The organism is Blautia wexlerae DSM 19850, from assembly GCF_025148125.1.
In the GTDB taxonomy this organism is placed as follows: Bacteria; Bacillota; Clostridia; order Lachnospirales; family Lachnospiraceae; genus Blautia_A; species Blautia_A wexlerae.
Genome location: NZ_CP102267.1, coordinates 2,119,411 through 2,139,098, shown reverse-complemented (window position 1 = coordinate 2,139,098; position 19,688 = coordinate 2,119,411). Strand labels below are relative to the sequence as shown.

Genomic DNA, 19,688 nt, shown 5'->3' with positions numbered 1-19,688 from the left:
GGATAACATAGATAGCAAAACGCAGATACTGATAGCAGACCTGCGTTCCATATAGGGAAAAACCGATAGCAGTTCCAAACATCTGCTATCGGTTTTTCCACTTCCTACTTCTATTTCTGCTAACAAAACCCCAGTTCTGTTAGCAAATCTGCCAGCCTCCTGTGTCTGATGTGGCAGCAGTTCTTCCATTCTGCTATCAACGCTTTTGCACAGACTCCCTGCTGGCTGCTTCTTCTTCCGCAATTTCTCTCTTTCCAACAAGTATGGGAAGACTCTCTATGGACCATTTGCCGCTTTGGGTTTCTCTTATGAAATTATTGGTTTACCTGTTCTTCCAAACGCTCCAATGCCTTTTCAAAAGCTCCAATCCCACTGAAAAAGGAAGAAAGCCGAATATCCTCAAACAGATATGGCATGGCTTTGTATAGTTCCAGAAAAATATAGTACAGCACATCAACAACAATGGAATTTCCTGCCTGTTTGTAAAGCTGGCTGTTGCTTATGCCTGCTTCTTTTGCTTTCCAAAAATCCGCATCGGAAAAGCCCATAAGCCGGAAGCATTCTAAAGGTGTCAGCCTCCGGATACGGATCAAAGACTCTAAACGGTGTATCCCATTTGATGTCGTAAGCGTAGGGCAGAGTTCCCCATGCTCCTGTACCCTTCCCCGTTTTTCCACAGACGGATAACTAAGATTTACAACACCATTTTCCAAACATTCCTCATAACCTTTCTGTGTCTTTTGACGTACCAGAATGATATTATCTTTTTGTACAGAAGTAAGGGTATGGCAGACTTCTTTTTCTCCCAGTTCCAAAGTCTGCACAATCCGGCCTTCCGGGTCATACCTGCCCCGGATTGCTCCTGGACATTTTTCTACAATCTTTGGCTGGTCATGCCCTGCTAAAACCGCACCGCTGCTTCCTAAAGGGGAATAAATAACCCCGCTTGAACCATAGCCGGTATGAATATCTCCCACTTGAAGAATTTTGGGCTGATGTCCGCCACCACCACAGGCAGTTACCGTAGGGCAGCACCCGTCTGGCAGATAAACCCGTCCAGTCTGTTCAAACACCCCTTTGATATTTCCGGCCCGTTTTACCCGGTTTTCCCGAAAAGCCTTCAGGCTTTTTTCGTCCGGCTCAAACAAAAGCGCTTTTCTCTCTTCCATATCTTCAATCAAGCGGCGTACTTTTTCCTGGGATAAGTAGTATCTTTCCTCTACCGTATCCTCCAGAATATCCATAAGGCACTGGAAGGACTCCAGCGGTTCTGGAAACTGGAATGTTCCATTATCCATTTCCTTCTGTATCAAAATCAGATATACCCGTTCCCTGTTCTGGGGTATTCCGTAATGCTTTGCATTAAGAACACTCCAATAGGTGTGGTATCCGTATTCATGCAGTTCTTCTTCAAACAACCGGAATGTGGTATCCCGGAATTTTTTTCCTACAATATTTTTTACATTTTCATAAATTCCCCATATTGGTTTGACACCCCGTATCATACGGAGCCACTCCACCAGAAGGGAAGAACGTGTTTTATCAATATCATGGGAACCACACATGCCGCAGGCGTCCCTTTTGGAATAATGTACCTGCAGAGGGTTATACTCATACCCGCAGCTTCGGCATTTCCAAACTGCGCCTGCCTGCTTGCCTGCCAGGGAAAAATCCTGACAGGGGCTTCCGCCACAAATCATGTTAAACGGTTCAATCTCCCTTTCGTCCACTTTTGTAATATCTCCCAGATTCAATGTTTCACTTGTACCATGAATCGCACAATAACTCTTTGCTGCATATTTATCAAACTCACAAAAATTCACCAAACTATATTTCATTCCTCATATTTCATGAGGTGTAGCTACACATTTTACCTAGGATTACTCACTTATTTCCTCCTGTCTCCTAAATTTTTTATAGTCTTCATGAGAAATCCACAGCTACAAACGAAATATCCATCTGGCATTACCTTACAATCATAGAATCACCCCTTCCCGTATCCAGAGTTTATCCTTCTGTCAAAAATTCTGTTGGTCTGCACCACCTCCTTTCCTAACACCCCCACTTTCGGATTGGTTATTTCTTTCTCACCGCTCTTCTTTCCTGATGTTTGCCAGCACCCTGGACACATACGCCTGCTTGGGTATCCCCATGCGGTATCCCTGCCGCTCATAGCTCTCTTCGATAAACGCAACCCGTACACGTCCATGCAGTTTCCTCTTTCCTATCCACTGCACTACTTTTTCCATCTCCGCTTCGCATTCGTCGATCTCCCATTTTTTGAAACATTCCTCATCATAGCTATTTTCCAAAAGAATACCCTCCTATCTTGCCTGTGCTATCTGGTATGGTACTATGTTCCTGTGTCCTACCATTTTTTCTATCTTTTGTATGTTTGTCCCTTTTGTTTCAGTAAGAAGCGGCCTTTCCTTTTCTACCAGGCTGGAAAGCTCTTGGTTTTCCTTTTTATACTGCAAAAAAGCATTATAGTCTTTTCCCATAGGTGGAAGACGTACAAAAACCTCATACTCCATAAGGGTATATTTTCTTGCCAATTTTTTTGCCGCTTGTCTTCCCGGCAGGTCATTATCCAAACAGAACTGTATCTTCCTGATATGAGGATAATCTTTTAAGAACTTTTCCAAAGGACCATCGGAAAGCATTCCAAGTACCAGGATATTGTTCTGATAGTCTTCCCGCAGTTCCATATCGGACATGGCATCAATGGCCGCCTCATATACATAGAGCGTATCACTGTTTTGGTCTACCAGATTAACCCCATAAGTTTTGTCATTCCCCGTAACATCTCCTTTAAAGGGTTTTCCATATTTATCCAGGGTTCCCCTCTGGCTGGCAAAACGTGGGATACCTTCCGTATCTTTTCCCACAAAAACCAGGTTATGGTACGTTCCGCTCTCATACAAAATCCCCTTTTTTACCCAAAAATCAATCATCTGCTTTGACAGCTTCCGCTGTTTTATCAGATAGCCATATAACCGGCGGCTGGTTTCTGATTTTGAAGGAAGTACAAAAGGTTCTTTCGGTATGTCTTTTCTCTGTTTTGTTTCTTCTATTTTTTCAGTCTGTCTTTCCGGTTGAAATTTTTGCATGGTTTCAGTACGGATATATCCGGCAAACTCCAGCAGATATTTGACTGCCTCCACAAAATCCATGTTTCTGAAATATTCCAGAAAGTCAATGGTGCTGCCACCTACCCCTTGGCTAAACCGGCACCAGGAAGACCGGTTGAAGATCATCACAGAGTCCATACCCACTGCCTGATAGAACCTGCCTTTCCTTTTCAATGGAATCCCTATCTGCTCCGCCAAATCCACTAAATCCACTGCCTTTGCAATCTGAATTTCTTCAGCCGTAAATTTTCCCATACTGCACCTCTTCATATTTCATATCCAGATAATGTGCCATTTCCGGGTGCAGAGCTTCAAAAGCAGTCAGGTAGCGGAAACAGGAACTATACTCTCCCTGTCCGGTACAAAATTCCCGTAGGCTCTTTTTCGAATACTGGGCCGGCTGGTTACACCAACGACTTAGGTTGATATACATTCCCTTATAAACCTCCGGTGCCTGTTCCCATGCTGCATAGCGCATCAGATAAGCCAGGCACTTATACCGCATCAAAATCTCAATCCGTATGAAAACGTCCCGAATATCCTTTGCCCAAAAATCTGCTTTCCAGGTCCCTTCCCAGTCATAACCGCACAGTACATACAGCTTAATTTTCTGGTAAGAAACTGGGATCACTTCCCGCAAAAGTTCCAATTTTCTTACAATAAGTTCCTGATCTTTGATATGGTCAAAGGCAAAAATCATACCATTATCCAATTTTCCAGATGCCAGAAGTTCCATCTGCCTTTTCTGCATAATCCTCAGATCCAGCCCCTGCCGGAATTGAAACCGCCTGCCTGTTTCCAGGACACTGGAAAAGATTTTTTCCCACCCTGCACAGGCAAAAAAGTTATCGTCCAAAAAGCATAACTTCTTTCTGGACGGGTCATAAAATTCTTCCAATGGGCTTGCTGGTGCTGCACCGGTGCTGTTTTTGTTTACACAGAAACTGCACTTCCGAAAACACCCCCTGGTGAGGAAACCAATGGAATACTCCGTATAAAATTGGAACTCTTTCTTCTTTTTCTCTCCTTCGCTATGTTCTTTTACCATCTGGTCATACAAATGATAGTCCGGTGTATGGTGTTCAATCGCTTCTGGAAGTACCGGTGCTTTATCGTAAAAAAATCCAGTCCCTCCATAAACGGTTGTTTCCCTCGTCAAAATATGTTCCGGCACAAAGGTATCCGTAAACACTTTTGATACATAGAGCCGGTCATATTCCCCTGCCTGGCTGTAATCCAAAAGAAGCTCTGTTTCAAATCCCTGCTCCTTCCAATAAGCGGAAAGTTTCATACATGCCAAGTTAGGAAACCGGTGTCTTTTCCGGTATAAAAGATCTGCATCTATAATCCCTATCCTCAACGCCTGCTCCTTTCCATACGGATAGTTCCGGTTTTCTTCTCCCCTTTGACTGCCTCTTTTCTTTCTTCCTTTTCCTTGCATTCTGCCGGGCAATATGATTTTCCATTTGCTTCCATGATTTCTGCAAATTCACAAATATGGAACACCCTTGCCCCTACCTGTGTGTGGTATTCATCAATATAGGTACAAACCCGTTCTTCCCTTTTTCCATCTGGATATACAATCTCTATGGAGTCCCCGTCTGCTATGCTGAACAGGGTATGATAATGGCTGTCAATAAACCGTATTCTTTTTTTCTCTTCCATGCTTCTCACCTCATATTGCCAAAGAAAGGACAGCCGCAGCCGCCCTTTCCCAAGTTTAAAAACTGATTTTTATTTTCTATGCCTTTTTATGTCTTTTTCTGTAATAAAGTAGGCCTGCTACCATACCTGCACTTACACCAAGAGCCAGCAAAGGCAGGAACCAGTTTGTATCATCACCCGTTTTTGGTCCTGGTTTTACGGTACCTGGTGTTTCTGGTATTTTTTTATTCTGGATCTCTTTTACCACTTCAATGACTGGTGTTTTATCATTCTGATAGGTAAATACGATTTCCCACTCTTCTTCCGTCTTCTCATATCCCTTTAAGGTGGCAGTTTCTTTCAGCACATAGGTGATCGGTTCTTTGAAAACACCATTTTCATAAGTTCCAATTGGAAGTAGTTCTGAAACTGCTTTTCCATCTTTTCCAGTCTTCAAACGTCCTACTTCTTTTCCGGTTTCCTTTTCCAGCAGAACAAATTCTACTCCTTCCAGAGCCGCTTTGCTGTCTGCATCCGTTTTTACGATAACCAGTTGTCCCATAGCACGCTCATCTTCCATCTTTACTTTCTGGATTTCTCCCGTTTCTTCTACTGTAAACTCCACGTCATTGGCCACAATATATCCGTCAACTGCCGCTTCTTCATGCAGAGTATAAGTACCTATCGGAAGGTACTCAATCAGGTGTTCCTCTCCTGTGGTCCAGGACTCTACCACTTCCCCGTCCTGATCCAGAATCTGCAGCTTCGCTCCCTCAATTTCTTTTCCATCTGTAATATCTGTTTTGGAAATTGAAACTTTGGTATGGTCGTCCTCCATTTTCACTTTTTGTATGTCCCCTGTTTCTTCCACAACAAATTTCACATCTTCTGCCCGGACATATCCCTGTTCCGTAGGCGCTTGCTCTTCATGCAGTACATATTCTCCTGGTTCCAGTGCATAGACTACATGGGGTTCTTTCTTAGATACCCACTCTTCTACCACCTTTCCGTCCTGATCTAAAATCTGCATTTTTGCACCTTCAATTTCCTGTCCACCGGTTAAATCTACTTTTGTAAATTCCGTAATGGTAGGCTGATTAGAAATTTCTTCTGAAAAAGCGAGCAGTTCAAGGGTCTGGTCTGTATAAGACGCATCAAAGGAATACACCTCATCATTTGGCAGGTATCCCGGCTTATGCTCTACTTCCTGAATATAGTATTTTCCATGAGGAAGATCTGCCTGAAATACCAGCTTGCCCTCTTCATCTGTTGTTCCCAGTTCAATCAGGGCATCTTTTTCTACAACTACTTCCCCGGCAGCATTTTTGATATCCTCCTGCGCATACAGCCCGAATACCACTCCTTCCAGCGGTTTTCCGGTTTCTGCGTCTTTCTTCAGAAGACTCAGGGAAACTTTCTGTCGCTGATTGGTAAGTTCCATTGTTACATAATCCACTGCTACTTCCTGTCCCTTATATGCAATTTCAAATTCTTTTGCTTCCGAGTCAAGCACGCAGTTCTGACCTGCTTTTTCTTCCACTACATAGTATTTTCCGATAGGAAGATTATTCAGGACTGCCTTTCCTTCTTTATCTGTCACCATACGAGCTACCAGGGCATCTTTTTCATATTTTACAATGCGGTTTCCTGCTTCGTCTTTCTGTCCGTCCGGGGTATAAATGGTTTCCTTTGCATGAATGGCAAATTCTGCACCTTCCATATTTCCCTCTTCATAGTCAAATTCATAACCTTTCTCTTTTTCCATGACCTCTTCCCCAGTGAAGAAACTGCTTACCTGATTTACGAAACCTGCTACACCGTTTTTCATCTTTGTCAGGAACTTTTCTTCTACTTTAGAAGCACCAGAAAGTTTTTCTCCTTTTTTATGGATTGTAAGACTTCCTACTGCTTCATCATTATACTGTTCAATGACAACAATAAATTTACCAGTTTCCTCCTCTACCTGGTGTACGGTATCAGAATCTACGGTAATGGTGATCGGCGCTTTCTTTGCCTCCTGGTAAGCTCCCCCGTCTGCAACTTCATTCAGCGGAACTTCCTTCCCGTCTTTTAAGAGGACATTTTCAAATCCTACCTGTACATAATTTTCCGGTGCTTCCACTTCTTCAATCCGGTAAGTGCCACATTTTAACTGCTCCGGTGTAATCAGGTATCCCTCTTCGTTGGTCCTGAACACAGATACCACTTCTTTTTTTGGATATCTTACGATCATTTCCACATATTTTTCTGCTTCCACATCATAAATCTTATAAGCTGCACTGTTATCCAGCACCGGCTTCTGCGTCTGGGCATCTTTTTTCACAATCTTGAAGTAATACTGCAAAGGACGGTCATCAAACACACGCCATACCTGGGGTTCCCGGCTGTCTTCCGAAATCTGTACAATAAATGGACGAATCCCTTTTAAATTTTCCGGAACCGTAGACTCAAACACCACATAGGTTCCATAAGGAAGTTCTGGACTCTTTAAATATCCTTTCTTATCCGTAAACAGCTCTGGTACCGTAATCTTTTTACCATTCTCCCAATAAGAAGCTGTTTCGTCTTTGCTGTAATCATAGGTGATAAAATCTTCCGGGGTATAATAAGAACCATTTCCCGGCTTCAAACTTCCGTCTTTTACACCAGACAGCTCACTGATGAGGAATACCTTAAATCCAGCTCCTTCTACCAGTTCTGTTTCTGTCTGCTCCCCGTCTTCTGAGATCTTGATAAGCTGAAAGGCCTGTTTCTTTACAGTTTCCTTTACAGTCACCTCCCGGTGTACAATCTGTACTTCCTGTCCCTCATACGAAACCTCTACGGGATACTCTGTTTCATCTAACAGATACCCTTCTGCCGGCTCTATTTCTTTTACGAAATAATTTCCAAGATACAGGTTTTTGAAATCTACGGTTCCTTCACTGGAAATCGTACCCTGCGCTACAAGTTCCCCTTTTTTATGGACAATCCCATCTTTCTTATTTGGGTGTTCAATATCTTGTGCAGCATATAATCCGTATTTTGCCCCTACTAAGGTTGCGTCACCCTGGGAAATAAATCCCTGGGAATCCTGGTCAATCTTACTTACATGAACTTCTCCCCGTACTTCCTCATTTTTAAAATCATGGGAAAAAGTATATGTGTAGGTGCTGTCGTCTTTATATTCATAGAAGAAACGATACACCTCATCTGTCATATAGTACTTATCCGGTGCCTGGATTTCCTTTACACTGTAATGGAAATTCAAAGGAATATCTGCATGGAACACAGCCATTCCTTCCCTGTCGGAAACAGCACGTTCCACCAGGCTTCCTTTTTCTACAAGGACCTTTCCGTCTGCTGCTGTCAGGTCTTCTTCTACATACAAGCCAAACGTCGCACCTTCCAGGGTAACATCATCATGTTTCGATTTTTTCACTACATTTACGGAAATCTCCGGTCTTGCATTGGTAAAAACGGTTTCCCCCTGGGATAGCTCTACATTCTGTCCTGCATAGGACAAGGTTACAAACTGGGTACGTTCCTGTTCTGTTTTCCCAATCACCAGATTTTCCGGTGCTTTCTGTTCTACAACCTTATATTTTCCAAGATACAATTCTTTGGAAACAGCGCTTCCATCTTCCCCTGTTGTCAGACTTTCTACCAAATCCCCTGCTTTATGCACCTTCGTCACTTTATCCTGGCTGTAAATATCCTCTGCCGCATAAATGTTATATTCTGCCCCTGCAAAGTCCGCATTTCCATATACAAAAGTCAGGTTTCCCTCTTCTCCGGTTACTCCGGTCAGAACCTCACCTTTTTTACGGATTGTGATTTTTCCTTTCTGTTCCTCATTCGTCACTGCAACAGAAGTTGTTTTTCCTGTTTCCAGCTTCACGTTAAAAGACTCTGTATTCAGCTTATATCCTTCTGGAACAGAAATTTCTTTTAAATATACCGTATCCTGGGTTTTCGGAAGTTCCACCTCAGAAGTACCATTGCTGTCTGTGGCCGGCATCTGTACAAGAAGGTTTTTACATGCACTGTCTGAATAAATACCAAAAACAGCGCCGGACAGATTTACTTTACTGTTCTTATCTTTTTTTGTTACCTTTACCCTTGCCAGGTCTAGCCACTTCACCGTAAATTCCACAGAAGCACTTTCTTCTTCAAAAAATGCCCCATACCCAATATCCTGAGAACCAGAACCCGTAGACAATACTAAGGTCTTCCACTGAGTTCCCATTTGTCCTTTCAGCTTACCACTGTTCCATGTACCAGTTACAGTTTTGGGAGCACTGAAATAGAATGTGGTATTTCCATTGATCTTTACGGTTCCTGTCTGTTTTGTACTTCCACTGTGATAAGTCACATTCTCTGGCATTTTTAAAGTAATATAGTTTCTATGGTCACCTTTTAAAGTAAATTCTCCGGTACGCTGTTCCTTTCCACTTTCATAACCCTTTGCTTCCTTTGGGGACAACGTGATTGCTGCTGTCGGAGGTGCTTCCAGGCTGTAAATATGCTGGATATATCCCCACACACCGCTTGCCTTAATATCTTCAAAGGTACAGCCATAAAAACCGTCCATGCCACAATAAGAATAAGCGGCAGCTAAATGCGTAAAAATATACTTTGTCTTCCAGTCAAAAGAGGGCATATACTCCCCAGTAATGTCCCCGGGACCGCCATATCCATAATAAAGGACTTTCTGTAATTCCGGGTTGCTTTCAAATTCATTGGCTACATAATCCGAGGTCGGCGGGGAAGCCTTCATAGACTCCAGACAATATGCCACATGGCCATTTACGGTGAAATAGGAAGTAGAATAGTTCCCCACGTTAGAAGGGTATGGGATTTTCTCTCCCTGTACCAGATGTACATTGCTTCCTTTTTGCTGCTCCATTGCTGCCGGAACAACCGATAAGAACATTCCCTTATCCTCTTTTGGTGTCAGATCAATCAACTCTGCCCCTGCATCTGGCATTTCCGGTTCTTCCGTCAGTACCTCCGGTATCTCCGGGTCAGGGTCCGCCTCACCGTCCTCACCGGAGCCATCTTCGGTATGCTGGCTTACTTCTCCCTGGGGTTCCTGTGTACTGTTTTCCCTTGCTTCTACCACAATTCTTCTCATAATCTGATAGGAAGGGTTTCCGCTTAACGGATCAACACGATAAAATGCCTGGTAAGAACCTGGGGTATTGAAATCAAAAGAATTGCCGGAGTCCCCTTCTGCTTTCAGAAACGTTACCTTTACTTTTTCATCATTTTTCTGAAAACCCCTGTAATCTGTTTCCAGGTCAAAGGACTCTCCTGCTTTTATGGTAAGATCCTCTGCATACACCAGTTCTTCTTCTGTTAGTTGCTCCTTTACCTCTTCCAACTCCGGTAATGTTTCTGAAGCAGCCTCCTCCTGTTTTACTTCCTGTATCTGTGCATGTTCCTCAGACTGTTCAGAAGCCAGTGCGGTGATCCCTGTATTGAGTAACGTAGAACAACTAAGAAGAAGTGCCAGCGTCCCAGCCAGCAGCCTTTTCTTTTTTCCTTTCATCATAGCTTTGCTCCTTTTCATTTTTTCGTCAAAAAAAGCAGGCCACACAAGCCTGCTTTCCATTTTCTATCTTCTTTTTTCTATCTTTTGTATACGGTCTGTCCCGTATCCAATGCACCCGTCAATCCCCTTTCTATTCCCTGCTTCCTGCATGGAACACTGCCAAAACAAGCTGCAGAACCAGCAGAAACAAACATATCACCAGTTTCCCTGTCAGATACAGCAGTTTCCCCACTGCAATGAAAATCCCTTTTACAACTTCCCATACACTTCTTCCTACTGCCATATCTTTTTCCTCCTTATTCTTCAAATGCCCCATAAAATTCCGCAAACCGTAAATCTTTTTCCATACAGGCTTCTTCCTTTTCCCTGTTCTCTGCTATCGTTCCACCGTCAGAAAGTTCTCCCTGAACGGTCTTTTCCAGCACACCCCGCTTCTCAAAGGCTTCTTCCTGTGCCTTTGAAACCGCTTCTTTTACGATTTTACAAAATTGTTCTTTCTGGTTCTCCAGAAGGGTATTTAATAGTTTCATCTGCTGTACATCTTCTTCCTGCTGCAGGTATTTTGCAAAATAAACGATTGCTTCTGCTATGAAATCGTCTTTCGTCTTGAAAATATCTTTGTTATACTCCTTCAGATATCGGTATGCCTGATGATGTACCGGCCTGTTTTTATACAGCCGCAGTGAAGTAGTATATACTTTTTCCGTATCCATAAGCATTCACTTCCTATCATGCCGTCCGCATTTTCCTCTGTTTTGCCCGGATAATACTTTTCACTGCTTCTTCACAGCCCCTTGCATTGGCATGTATATCCGTCACAAACTGTACATCTTTTCCCTCATTAGCTCCAAAATGCTCCACAATGGAAGAACCACCTCCCATGAATACCATTTTGGTCAGGTCCAGATTATAATGATTTGCCTGTATGATACCATAAATTTCCTCTGCATAGGATTTCAAACAGTTTATAATCACTTCCTGATACTGCTTCGGGCAGTCATAGCTTCCTGTCCTCATAAATGCTTCTGTAATGTATGCCGGTACCCCTGCCCCTGTTTTTGCAATGGCTTCCTCATTGACTTTTCCGATACAATACAAAGCTGCCTTATCCGAAATCGAATACTTCCCGTCCGGCATTCCGTCAACAAACTCTACCAGGTCGGTAGTCCCTCCACCAATATCTACTAAAAGGCAATAACCGGGAACCGCTTCTAAAAGCGTATGGATCACCACATGCCCCTGCATAAAAACAAACACATTTTCCAAAGACACATGATAATGTACTCCTTCATAGCGGAAATGCAGTTCCTTTGTCTTTAACAGATATTTCTTAAAATTTTCTTTCTGCTGCTGAAATCTTCTGGGTGGCAGGGCAGCTCCCATTTTTACGGAAGCGTCTGTCAGTCCCCGGCAGCGCATTTCCTGCGCCAGTGCTGCAAGGGTAAGAAGATAATAGTTTTCATTCTCTGTCTTATCTACGCATTCCTTTTCCGGTACTTTCCCACCCACATAATAAAACTGGTTCTGGTATTCCAGAATGTGTTCCAGGCTGTCCGGCCTTGCCTGCAAAGGCTGGATTGCTGCTGAAAATACAGTATTTGCAGTTTTCATGTTACGGTTTCCATGATCAATTCCAATAATCATTTTAGTTTCCACGTTCTTATCCTCCTGAAAGTTATAGTTTGTATTTTATCTTGTTCTCTTTGGTTCTTGACCTGCTTCTTTCTTTTCTTTGTTTATCACAGGAAGTTTGTCAAACAGTTCCCCCATCACCGCTTCCATTTCCTGAAACTTCATTTCATCTGGCATACACAGAAAAACAATCACTGCATCCGTCTGACGTTCCCCGTTCTCTCTCCGGTAAAGTTCTGTATAGGAACCCCAACAACCGTCCTCACCTGCACAAAACTTTTTTGTCTTCTCATTTACTTTTATGAGATATTCTTCGGTATCAACAAAGATTTTCCGAATGGATACTTTTTGTAAGTCGTATTTCATGCTGTCCATATAAACCGGCATGTGTTCCTCTGGGGCAAAATAGACATACATTGTGCAATAGGTCTCTCCTTCCGTCCCCATCTCCTGTAAAACAATCCCGGCTTCAAATATTTCCGGTGGAGCATAATCTACTACAAAATCCGAATCCTTTTCCTGTGAAGATTTTTCAAAATGCTCTGAATCTCCAACCAGAAAATGTTTGGGGCACTGAATACGAAACCTTTCTTCCCTCATTCTGTATATTCCTCCATAATCTCACTAATATCTTTTTGAAATAGCCGCTGAAGCAGGACAACTACATAGACATTTGGCTTTTGCTGTCCGTATTCAATCCTCTGATACGTCCGAAGACTGATACCCAAGACAGCCGCAAGTTCTCTCTGTGTATATCCATGAGCTGTCCTGAATTTTCTTAATTTTGTTACTTTCTATCACGCTCCTTACGTCTGAGGGATAGCTTCCTGATAAGCAAACAGATTGGATATATAGCTGTTTGCTGTCAATGTGGCATTGTATAAAGCGGTAAGCAGCACTGCCCGGATATTATTAGCTTTCCTTGTACACTGCTTAATTGAGTCTATCACATACTCTACGGTAAACTTATCCAGCTTTTTATACATTCCCTGTACAATGCCAAGAGGTCGTTCTTCCTGATTTACCCTTATGGTCTTTGCATTGGACGTCAAAACATCTACTGCAAGCCCTACAATCTCATTGAGCAGTTTTCTGTCAAAAGGTCTGTCTATCCATATCGCATCATAATCAATCTGATCTTTGAACTGTTCTTCTGCTGCCTGATAGGATAAGATAGGATTATCTCTATACCCATTCACTATTTCTGTTGTATTCTTTTGGGTACTTTCTGCTGTAGTCTTTGTAGTAATCTCTGTATTTGTATGCCCGCTATCAGTCTGAGGTCCCTCTTTGGGTATCCAGAGCTCTGTTTCCCTGTCAAGGTATGCTCCCTCTTTGAATGGTGATACCCTCTCCCTTTGGAAAGGGACAGCCCTCTCTTCTACAAAATGTATCTCTTCCTCTATGGCTGTATGGGAACTGATTTTCTCTGCTTTGGATTTCCCTTTGCCTTTTTCAAAAGAAACCGGATCTGCTCCTGTTTCTTCTGGATAAGTCAATTCTTTTAACCGGTCTACGATCAATTCCAGATACAGAACATTATTTACAACAATCCCATTCATGGAAATGGTTCTAAATACCCGTTTTACCACACCCAGCTTCTCTAAAAATACCACTGCATTTGTCGCTTCTTTTTTAGAAATCCCAAACTGTTCGCTGATCTGCTGGTAACTTCTCTGAAGAAGGTCTGACTTAAATTTCTTTCTTACCCCAATAACCTGTCCGGTTCCTTCATCTCTGATTTCTGTAGGCTTATACCAGTACACAATATCTGCCAGTATAATAATAGCTGTTAGATTTGGCTTTCCACTTTCTCTGATGATTGTCCGATACCACACCTGCGGAATGATATTTCCAGATATATTCAGTTTTGCATTTTCATCTACGATTTCATTTCCAGTGCTATAGATACCTCCATTCATTCGTTTATTCCTCACTTCCCTGCTTCTTTTCTTTTTCAAACAAAGCACTTATTTCTTCATCTGCTCTTTTGCCTGCCACCAGGCACGCATACCAGGAACTAAGGAAAATAGCTGTTACAACAATCATAATCACTTTTATCATCGCTCCGTCCTCCCAAGAAAAAAGGACCAAGCCAGCTAACAGAATCTTTTAACTAACCTAGTCCTTAACATATTTTTTTACAATGTATTGCAACCGAATGGTTTTTCACAAACTTGACCGCCTGTGAGAATGGATATAATTTTGACAGGACCAGTAGCAATAGGTTTCTATCTTTAAGAGCCCCTGCCTTCTCATTTCTACTATGAGAAATTCATTCCCGGTCTATGAATTTTCTACCCTTTATGGTATAATAGAAAAAAGACTAAATTGGCGTGAGCCCTTATTTTATAAGGAATCTGCTAACTTAGTCTTATTTTAACATGACCACCAGAACCCGAAGTTCCTACCACTGCTACAAATTCTCCCTGCTCAACAGAAAAATTTACACCATCTAAAGCACGAGTTATATTAGGTTCTGTGCCATAATATTTTTTTAAATCCTTTGTCTGTAAAATTGTCATAATCACTACTTCCTTTCTTTGTTTGATGAGTATATGGTAAAGGTCAAATGTTGCAGAAATGTCCTAAAATTCTTTTTTTCTAAAATATTTTTCAAAAAAGGCAGTCTGAGTAAACAGACCGCCGCTTCATTATCTTTGAGGAAGAAATATAGAGAAAGTTGAGCCTTTTCTCACCTCTGATTCAACTGTAATATAGCCACCTTGCATAGTGATAATCTCACGTGCAAGGTATAATCCTATTCCAATCCCATCCACATCATGTACAGCTTCTTCCCGATAAAATCGTTTGAAAATTGTTGCCTGGACACTTTCCGGAATGCCTCTTCCCGTATCCGTTACGGCAATTTCCAAATACATCTCCCAGTCCTGTACTGTTACGTGAATGTCACCGCCTTCCGGAGTATATTTTACTGCATTGTCTAAAAGATTAAACAATGCTTCTGAGGTCCAGCGGCTGTCATGTGCAACCGTTAAATTTTCAGGACAATTTACGGATAAATGAAGATGCTTTCTTTCCATAGGAGCAAGAACCCCATTTATCGCATCTACAAGTGTATCCGCAATGGCTGTTTCTTTCTTTTCCAAGGTAATCACACCAGTTTCCAATCGTGATGTTTTCACCATTCCCTGAATCAAAAAGTCCAATTTATCTAACTGACTGGCAGTAGCATGTAAAAATTCCTTACGTGTCTCATCAGTAATTCTTCTGGTCAACATCGTGTCATTGAGCATTTTTAGATTTGCTATCGGTGTTTTGGTCTGATGCGAAATATCAGATACCAAAGACTGTAATTCTGCTTTTTCTTCTTCTACTTTATGCCGGGTTTCCTGCATTACATGATACAATCTTTCCAGACGATGGCTGATGCGTGCTAACAGTGTTTCTGCTTCATAATTTATTTGCGGACGAACGGTACTGTCCATCATTTCATCTAATGTTCGGCATAGTCCATCTGTAAATACCGATAGTTTCTTCTGGAAATAATGCAAAAAGACTGCACCCCATAGAAACAGAAGGATCATCACGCTGAAACCACCAAGTATCATCCTTATATCTTTTGTGAAGGCATAAAGGATGAACAACAAAAGAATCGATGTCATCGAAGCACCTCCAACGATCAGCCGCAGAAAAGCTCTAGTGGATAAATTCTGTAATTTCATCGTGATTCACCGCCTATCCATTGATACCCCATTCCATAAGCAGTTTTAATATATTTTCGCTCATCTGTTTCAATCTTTTTGCGAATCCGGCTGATGATGGTAGTAAGCGTATGCTCATCTACAAAATCCCCATCAATATCCCACAGTTTCTCAATCAGTTGCCGCTTTGTTAATATAATGTGCGGATTTTTTACAAATAAAAATAAGGTACGGTATTCTTTTGGTGTAAAATCTATCACTTTTCCTTCCAAAACCGCACTCTGCTCGGAAAAGTCAATTTTCAAAACTTCATCCTCAAATACATCATGCTTTGGTGTCCGCAATTCCATATTTGCAAAAACAGCTGCTACCTTTTTGCAGAGAACCATCACCGAAAATGGTTTTGTAATATAATCTGTGCATCCGGCTTCATAGCCTTTCAGCATATCGCCTTCTTTATCATTTGCTGTGATAAACATAATATAGGTATGCTGCCCTCTTCCTCTGATTTCATCACATAAATGCAGACCGTTCCCATCCGGCAGATTAATATCCAACAGAGCGATATCAAATTCACTCTCTTTCAATCGTTCTACTGCATCCAGAAAACTGTATGCAGAAGTTACTTCATAACCATCCGCAGTAAGATTATAAGCCAGTGTTTTATTTAGTACTTTATCATCTTCTACAATTAAAATTTTCCTCAATCCAGATTCTTCCTTTCCCATCTTCTAAACTTATCGCTATTTTAAACCTCAAATGTTGCAGAAATGTCCTAAATACAGTTTTTCTGATAATATCATTTCAAAACATAGATTGATTATATCCTATTTTCTTTCAGGAAAAAATGTTTTCCATAAAAAAATGCTTTTGCCAAAATGTTCCACACTTTTCAGCAAAAGCATTTTTCTCTTATTCCATTGCCCGCATTTGTTCAATCAGGGATTGTTTTTTCTGCCTGCGGATTGTCCAAACAGACAAAATGAACTCTACTGTCACAAGTACTACTACATATACTCCCATCTGCAACCATGGAAATTCGTAAGGAAGGATTTGTCCAGCGTAAGCACTGATACTAAATTTTCTCCATACCAGAAGAGTAATTGGTAGCCCAATGGCAAGCATAAGCAAAATACTGCTAACTACATACCCCATTCCTTCCCATACAGCCATTTGTGTCAATTGTTTTGGAGCTAACCCAACCGAACGCAGCACGCTATTTTCTTGTCTCCGCGAATATTGATTGGAAAGTGTTGTATTGATAAGGTTAATCACACCAAACAAAAAGATGAACCATGAAATCACCTGCATTATGCCATATGCTACATTCATATACCCATAACTATCTACCTTATCCTCAAAGGTATCTAAACCAATATCGGTATGTGAAACAACAAGATTCTCCAAAGCCTTTCCCACTTTTTCCGATTTATCCGGATCACAGACAATATCCCAAGAGTAATCAAAATTAGTTACATCTGGTATTAACTCCTGAAACAGTTTTTCCGGCAAAAACATCATTGGTCCATCCACTCCGATTGGACCATGTCCACTGGCAAAGATAGTTTTTTTTCCATCAAAAAAACCTGATATGGTTACAGGAATCGTTTTCTCTCCCAATGAAAGTTCTATGGTTTCCCCCACTTTTTCTTTTCCATCAAAATCACGATAATTGTCTTTCAATAAAATACCATTGTCGCCAGGCATACTCCCTTCTAAAACAGTTTGTACCAGAAGTTCCCTATTTTCTCTAGTGATCATGTCGCAAGTACCATGAGCAGTAATTCCATGGAAAGTGGCTTCAAAACCTGCTGATTTCCTTGTGACCAGAATCTCTTCCACTCCATCAATATCCTGGATTTCCTGTTTCAATTCTTCATTCAATGGATTTCCCTGTTTGAGAAGATCAATATGTTCCTTATCCGAATCCATATAAATCTTATAATCCCCATTTTTAAAGTGCTGTCTTGCCAGTTTTTCCGGCGATTGCAGAATCAGCAAAGAACTAACAGCTAAAAGCAGAATCCCGCCCAAACTTAGAGAAAACACAATACTGACTGTTTTTTTCCAATCCCTACGAAAGTTCAGCATTCCGAGAGAACAAGGACTAATCTTTTTTCTCTTTGTTCGGTTCTTTATCTTCTTCTGAGGCGAAGTAAAACGAACTGCTTCAACCGGTGAAATATTTGCGGCTAATTTCACTGGCTTTCGGATAGACAGACAAATCATTGTCTAGCAGATCAATACTGTACATCCAATCACTAAAAGATAGCCTAAAAGAGAAAAACCTCTAGGAAACAACAAGAGTGTTACTCCTAAACCAAGCAAAATCCCGATAGACAACCCCTTCCACCCCAGAGAATGTCCTTCTTTTTTTACAATACGCATAATTTGCTTTTTGGTAGCACCAATAGTCCGAAGCTGTCCATAACTTTTTATTTTATCAATAATGGAGATGCGGAAAATACTTTGGATTACAACACATCCGCCTACCAAAACAATACCGGCAAAAGCCATAAGCAGCAAAACATTCTCCATGGAAATGTCTCCGTCAATATAACGGAAATAAGCATCCTGAAATCCGACTCCAGGTATCTGTAACTCCTCTTTGATCTTCTGAACATAAGATTTAATAAGTTCTCCGTCTAACTGATCTACATTTTTCAGATGTACATAGGCAAAGAATCCGTCAGGTTCATACTTCTTACACTGTTCCAGCATTTCTTTTGAGATAAGAAAAGAGTACATATTTTGTTTTTCTTGCCCTGTTGTATCTAAAATGCCTGAAATAGTATACTCCCCTGAAAAACTTTCCGTATCCAAGGTAACAGAATCACCTATATGGCAGTCTGGGGAGAATTTAGAAAGCCATTCTTTACTTACTACAATTTCATTTTTCTCTATCGGTAAATCTCCATCTGCCAATTTCATCTGGGAACGTGCCATATACAGGGTTTCTTTATCAGCATAAGCAAAGAAGCCATTAAATCCCTGTGTAGAAGATTCCTTCCCGTACATATAGTATTCTCCCACACGTGCAAAATTCGGTACCTGTTTTAACTCTTCTATATGTGCTTCATCAACCTGTACATAAGTGCCTCGTAAGTATCTATCACTTTCTTCTTTTCTGTTTGCATCAGTGAGACTCCAACCAAACCAGAAAGACTGATTAAAAAAGCGGCTAAAACTACTGATATGATTACCATGATATTTCTTCGTTTTTCGCTTTTTAAATTTCTCTTCGCCAGATTCTTGACAATTCCATTTGTATTATTTTCAAAAGGCCAAGTCATAGCCTGCCACCTCCTTACTCCACAATCTTTCCGTCCTCAATGCGGACAATCCGGTCTGCAAGCCGGGCGATCTCATTGTTATGTGTAATCATTACCACCGTCTGGTGAAACTCATAACTGGTCCGTTTGATCAATCCCATAACATCTGCACTGGTTTTCGAGTCGAGGTTCCCTGTAGGTTCATCGGCAAGCACGATTGCAGGTTTTGCAACTAATGCCCTTGCAATCGCAACTCTCTGCTGCTGTCCTCCTGAGAGGTTATTCGGCATATTCTTTAGTTTATCTTCCAGCGCCAGCATATGAACCACCTCATCCATAAATCCCTGATTTACCGTATCTCCATCCAGTTCTACCGGAAGGACAATATTCTCATAAACATTCAAAATCGGAACCAGATTATAATTTTGGAAAATGAAACCAATATTTCTTCTCCTGAAAATCGTCAGCTCCTCATCGTTTTTCTTTGCCAGTTCTTCTCCCCGTACAATAACTCTTCCGCTGGTAGGCGTGTCCAGACCTCCCATCATATGAAGCATCGTGGATTTTCCGGAACCCGAAGTGCCTACTACCGCTACAAATTCGCCTTCTTCCACTGAAAAATTCACACCATCCAGTGCCTTTGTAATATTCGGTTCCGTACCATAATATTTTCTTAAATCGATTGTCTGTAAAATACTCATATTCTATAAGCTCCTTTCTGCCTTTCTTTGTGATGACTCTATTATAAAATACAAATGTCACAGAAATGTCCGAGAAAAGAACAAAATTCAAGGAATTTCAGCCTGAA

The 19,688-nt window shown here is 41.4% G+C and carries 19 protein-coding genes and 1 pseudogene; all 20 read right to left on the bottom strand.

Annotated elements, in window-relative coordinates:
• Positions 1–314: 314 nt before the first annotated feature.
• Positions 315–1,838 (bottom strand): DNA (cytosine-5-)-methyltransferase, encoded by a 1,524-nt coding sequence (dcm, locus tag NQ550_RS09955; RefSeq protein ID WP_025577444.1) that lies wholly within the window; start codon positions 1,836–1,838, stop codon positions 315–317.
• 249 nt (positions 1,839–2,087) lie between these two features.
• Complete coding sequence (locus NQ550_RS09950; RefSeq protein WP_025577443.1) at positions 2,088–2,312, bottom strand: hypothetical protein; 225 nt, start codon at positions 2,310–2,312, stop codon at positions 2,088–2,090.
• Positions 2,313–2,324: 12 nt separating this feature from the next.
• Complete coding sequence (locus tag NQ550_RS09945) at positions 2,325–3,386, bottom strand: DUF3991 domain-containing protein (protein WP_025577440.1); 1,062 nt, start codon at positions 3,384–3,386, stop codon at positions 2,325–2,327.
• Positions 3,367–4,422 (bottom strand): radical SAM protein, encoded by a 1,056-nt coding sequence (locus tag NQ550_RS09940; RefSeq protein WP_044996183.1) that lies wholly within the window; start codon positions 4,420–4,422, stop codon positions 3,367–3,369. The genes NQ550_RS09945 and NQ550_RS09940 overlap by 20 nt, the downstream gene beginning before the upstream one ends.
• A 65-nt stretch (positions 4,423–4,487) precedes the next feature.
• The gene (locus NQ550_RS09935; RefSeq protein WP_070098922.1) at positions 4,488–4,796 is read right to left on the bottom strand and encodes a hypothetical protein; all 309 of its coding nucleotides are present in this window, start codon (positions 4,794–4,796) and stop codon (positions 4,488–4,490) included.
• Positions 4,797–4,872: 76 nt separating this feature from the next.
• Entirely contained in the window at positions 4,873–10,311 is a 5,439-nt protein-coding gene (locus NQ550_RS09930; RefSeq protein ID WP_172677213.1) for a SpaA isopeptide-forming pilin-related protein, read from the bottom strand.
• 130 nt (positions 10,312–10,441) lie between these two features.
• Entirely contained in the window at positions 10,442–10,594 is a 153-nt protein-coding gene (locus tag NQ550_RS09925; protein ID WP_155512673.1) for a hypothetical protein, read from the bottom strand.
• 13 nt (positions 10,595–10,607) lie between these two features.
• Entirely contained in the window at positions 10,608–11,024 is a 417-nt protein-coding gene (locus NQ550_RS09920) for a hypothetical protein (RefSeq protein ID WP_025577436.1), read from the bottom strand.
• 16 nt (positions 11,025–11,040) lie between these two features.
• Complete coding sequence (locus NQ550_RS09915) at positions 11,041–11,967, bottom strand: ParM/StbA family protein (protein ID WP_025577434.1); 927 nt, start codon at positions 11,965–11,967, stop codon at positions 11,041–11,043.
• 33 nt (positions 11,968–12,000) lie between these two features.
• Positions 12,001–12,543, bottom strand: coding sequence for a hypothetical protein (locus tag NQ550_RS09910; RefSeq protein ID WP_025577432.1), 543 nt, complete (start codon positions 12,541–12,543; stop codon positions 12,001–12,003).
• A complete protein-coding gene (locus tag NQ550_RS22555; protein ID WP_025577431.1) occupies positions 12,540–12,671 on the bottom strand; it encodes a helix-turn-helix domain-containing protein in 132 nt (43 codons plus the stop codon). The genes NQ550_RS09910 and NQ550_RS22555 overlap by 4 nt, the downstream gene beginning before the upstream one ends.
• 78 nt (positions 12,672–12,749) lie before the next feature.
• On the bottom strand, positions 12,750–13,865 hold the full coding sequence (locus tag NQ550_RS09900) for a DUF6017 domain-containing protein (protein ID WP_025577429.1): 1,116 nt from the start codon (positions 13,863–13,865) through the stop codon (positions 12,750–12,752).
• Between the two features lie 4 nt (positions 13,866–13,869).
• On the bottom strand, positions 13,870–14,007 hold the full coding sequence (locus NQ550_RS09895) for a hypothetical protein (RefSeq protein WP_161276450.1): 138 nt from the start codon (positions 14,005–14,007) through the stop codon (positions 13,870–13,872).
• Positions 14,008–14,333: 326 nt separating this feature from the next.
• Positions 14,334–14,468, bottom strand: a pseudogene (locus tag NQ550_RS09890) (ABC transporter ATP-binding protein); the annotation flags it as partial.
• A 129-nt stretch (positions 14,469–14,597) separates the two neighbouring features.
• Positions 14,598–15,629, bottom strand: coding sequence for a sensor histidine kinase (locus NQ550_RS09885; RefSeq protein WP_025577427.1), 1,032 nt, complete (start codon positions 15,627–15,629; stop codon positions 14,598–14,600).
• Complete coding sequence (locus tag NQ550_RS09880; RefSeq protein ID WP_025577426.1) at positions 15,626–16,315, bottom strand: response regulator transcription factor; 690 nt, start codon at positions 16,313–16,315, stop codon at positions 15,626–15,628. The genes NQ550_RS09885 and NQ550_RS09880 overlap by 4 nt, the downstream gene beginning before the upstream one ends.
• 205 nt (positions 16,316–16,520) lie before the next feature.
• Positions 16,521–17,810, bottom strand: coding sequence for an ABC transporter permease (locus NQ550_RS09875; protein WP_242833529.1), 1,290 nt, complete (start codon positions 17,808–17,810; stop codon positions 16,521–16,523).
• A gap of 30 nt (positions 17,811–17,840) precedes the next feature.
• Complete coding sequence (locus NQ550_RS09870; protein WP_242833527.1) at positions 17,841–18,626, bottom strand: ABC transporter permease; 786 nt, start codon at positions 18,624–18,626, stop codon at positions 17,841–17,843.
• A 47-nt stretch (positions 18,627–18,673) separates the two neighbouring features.
• On the bottom strand, positions 18,674–18,901 hold the full coding sequence (locus NQ550_RS09865; RefSeq protein WP_242833525.1) for a hypothetical protein: 228 nt from the start codon (positions 18,899–18,901) through the stop codon (positions 18,674–18,676).
• A 14-nt stretch (positions 18,902–18,915) separates the two neighbouring features.
• The gene (locus NQ550_RS09860) at positions 18,916–19,581 is read right to left on the bottom strand and encodes an ABC transporter ATP-binding protein (RefSeq protein WP_025577425.1); all 666 of its coding nucleotides are present in this window, start codon (positions 19,579–19,581) and stop codon (positions 18,916–18,918) included.
• Between the last annotated feature and the right edge of the window lie 107 nt (positions 19,582–19,688).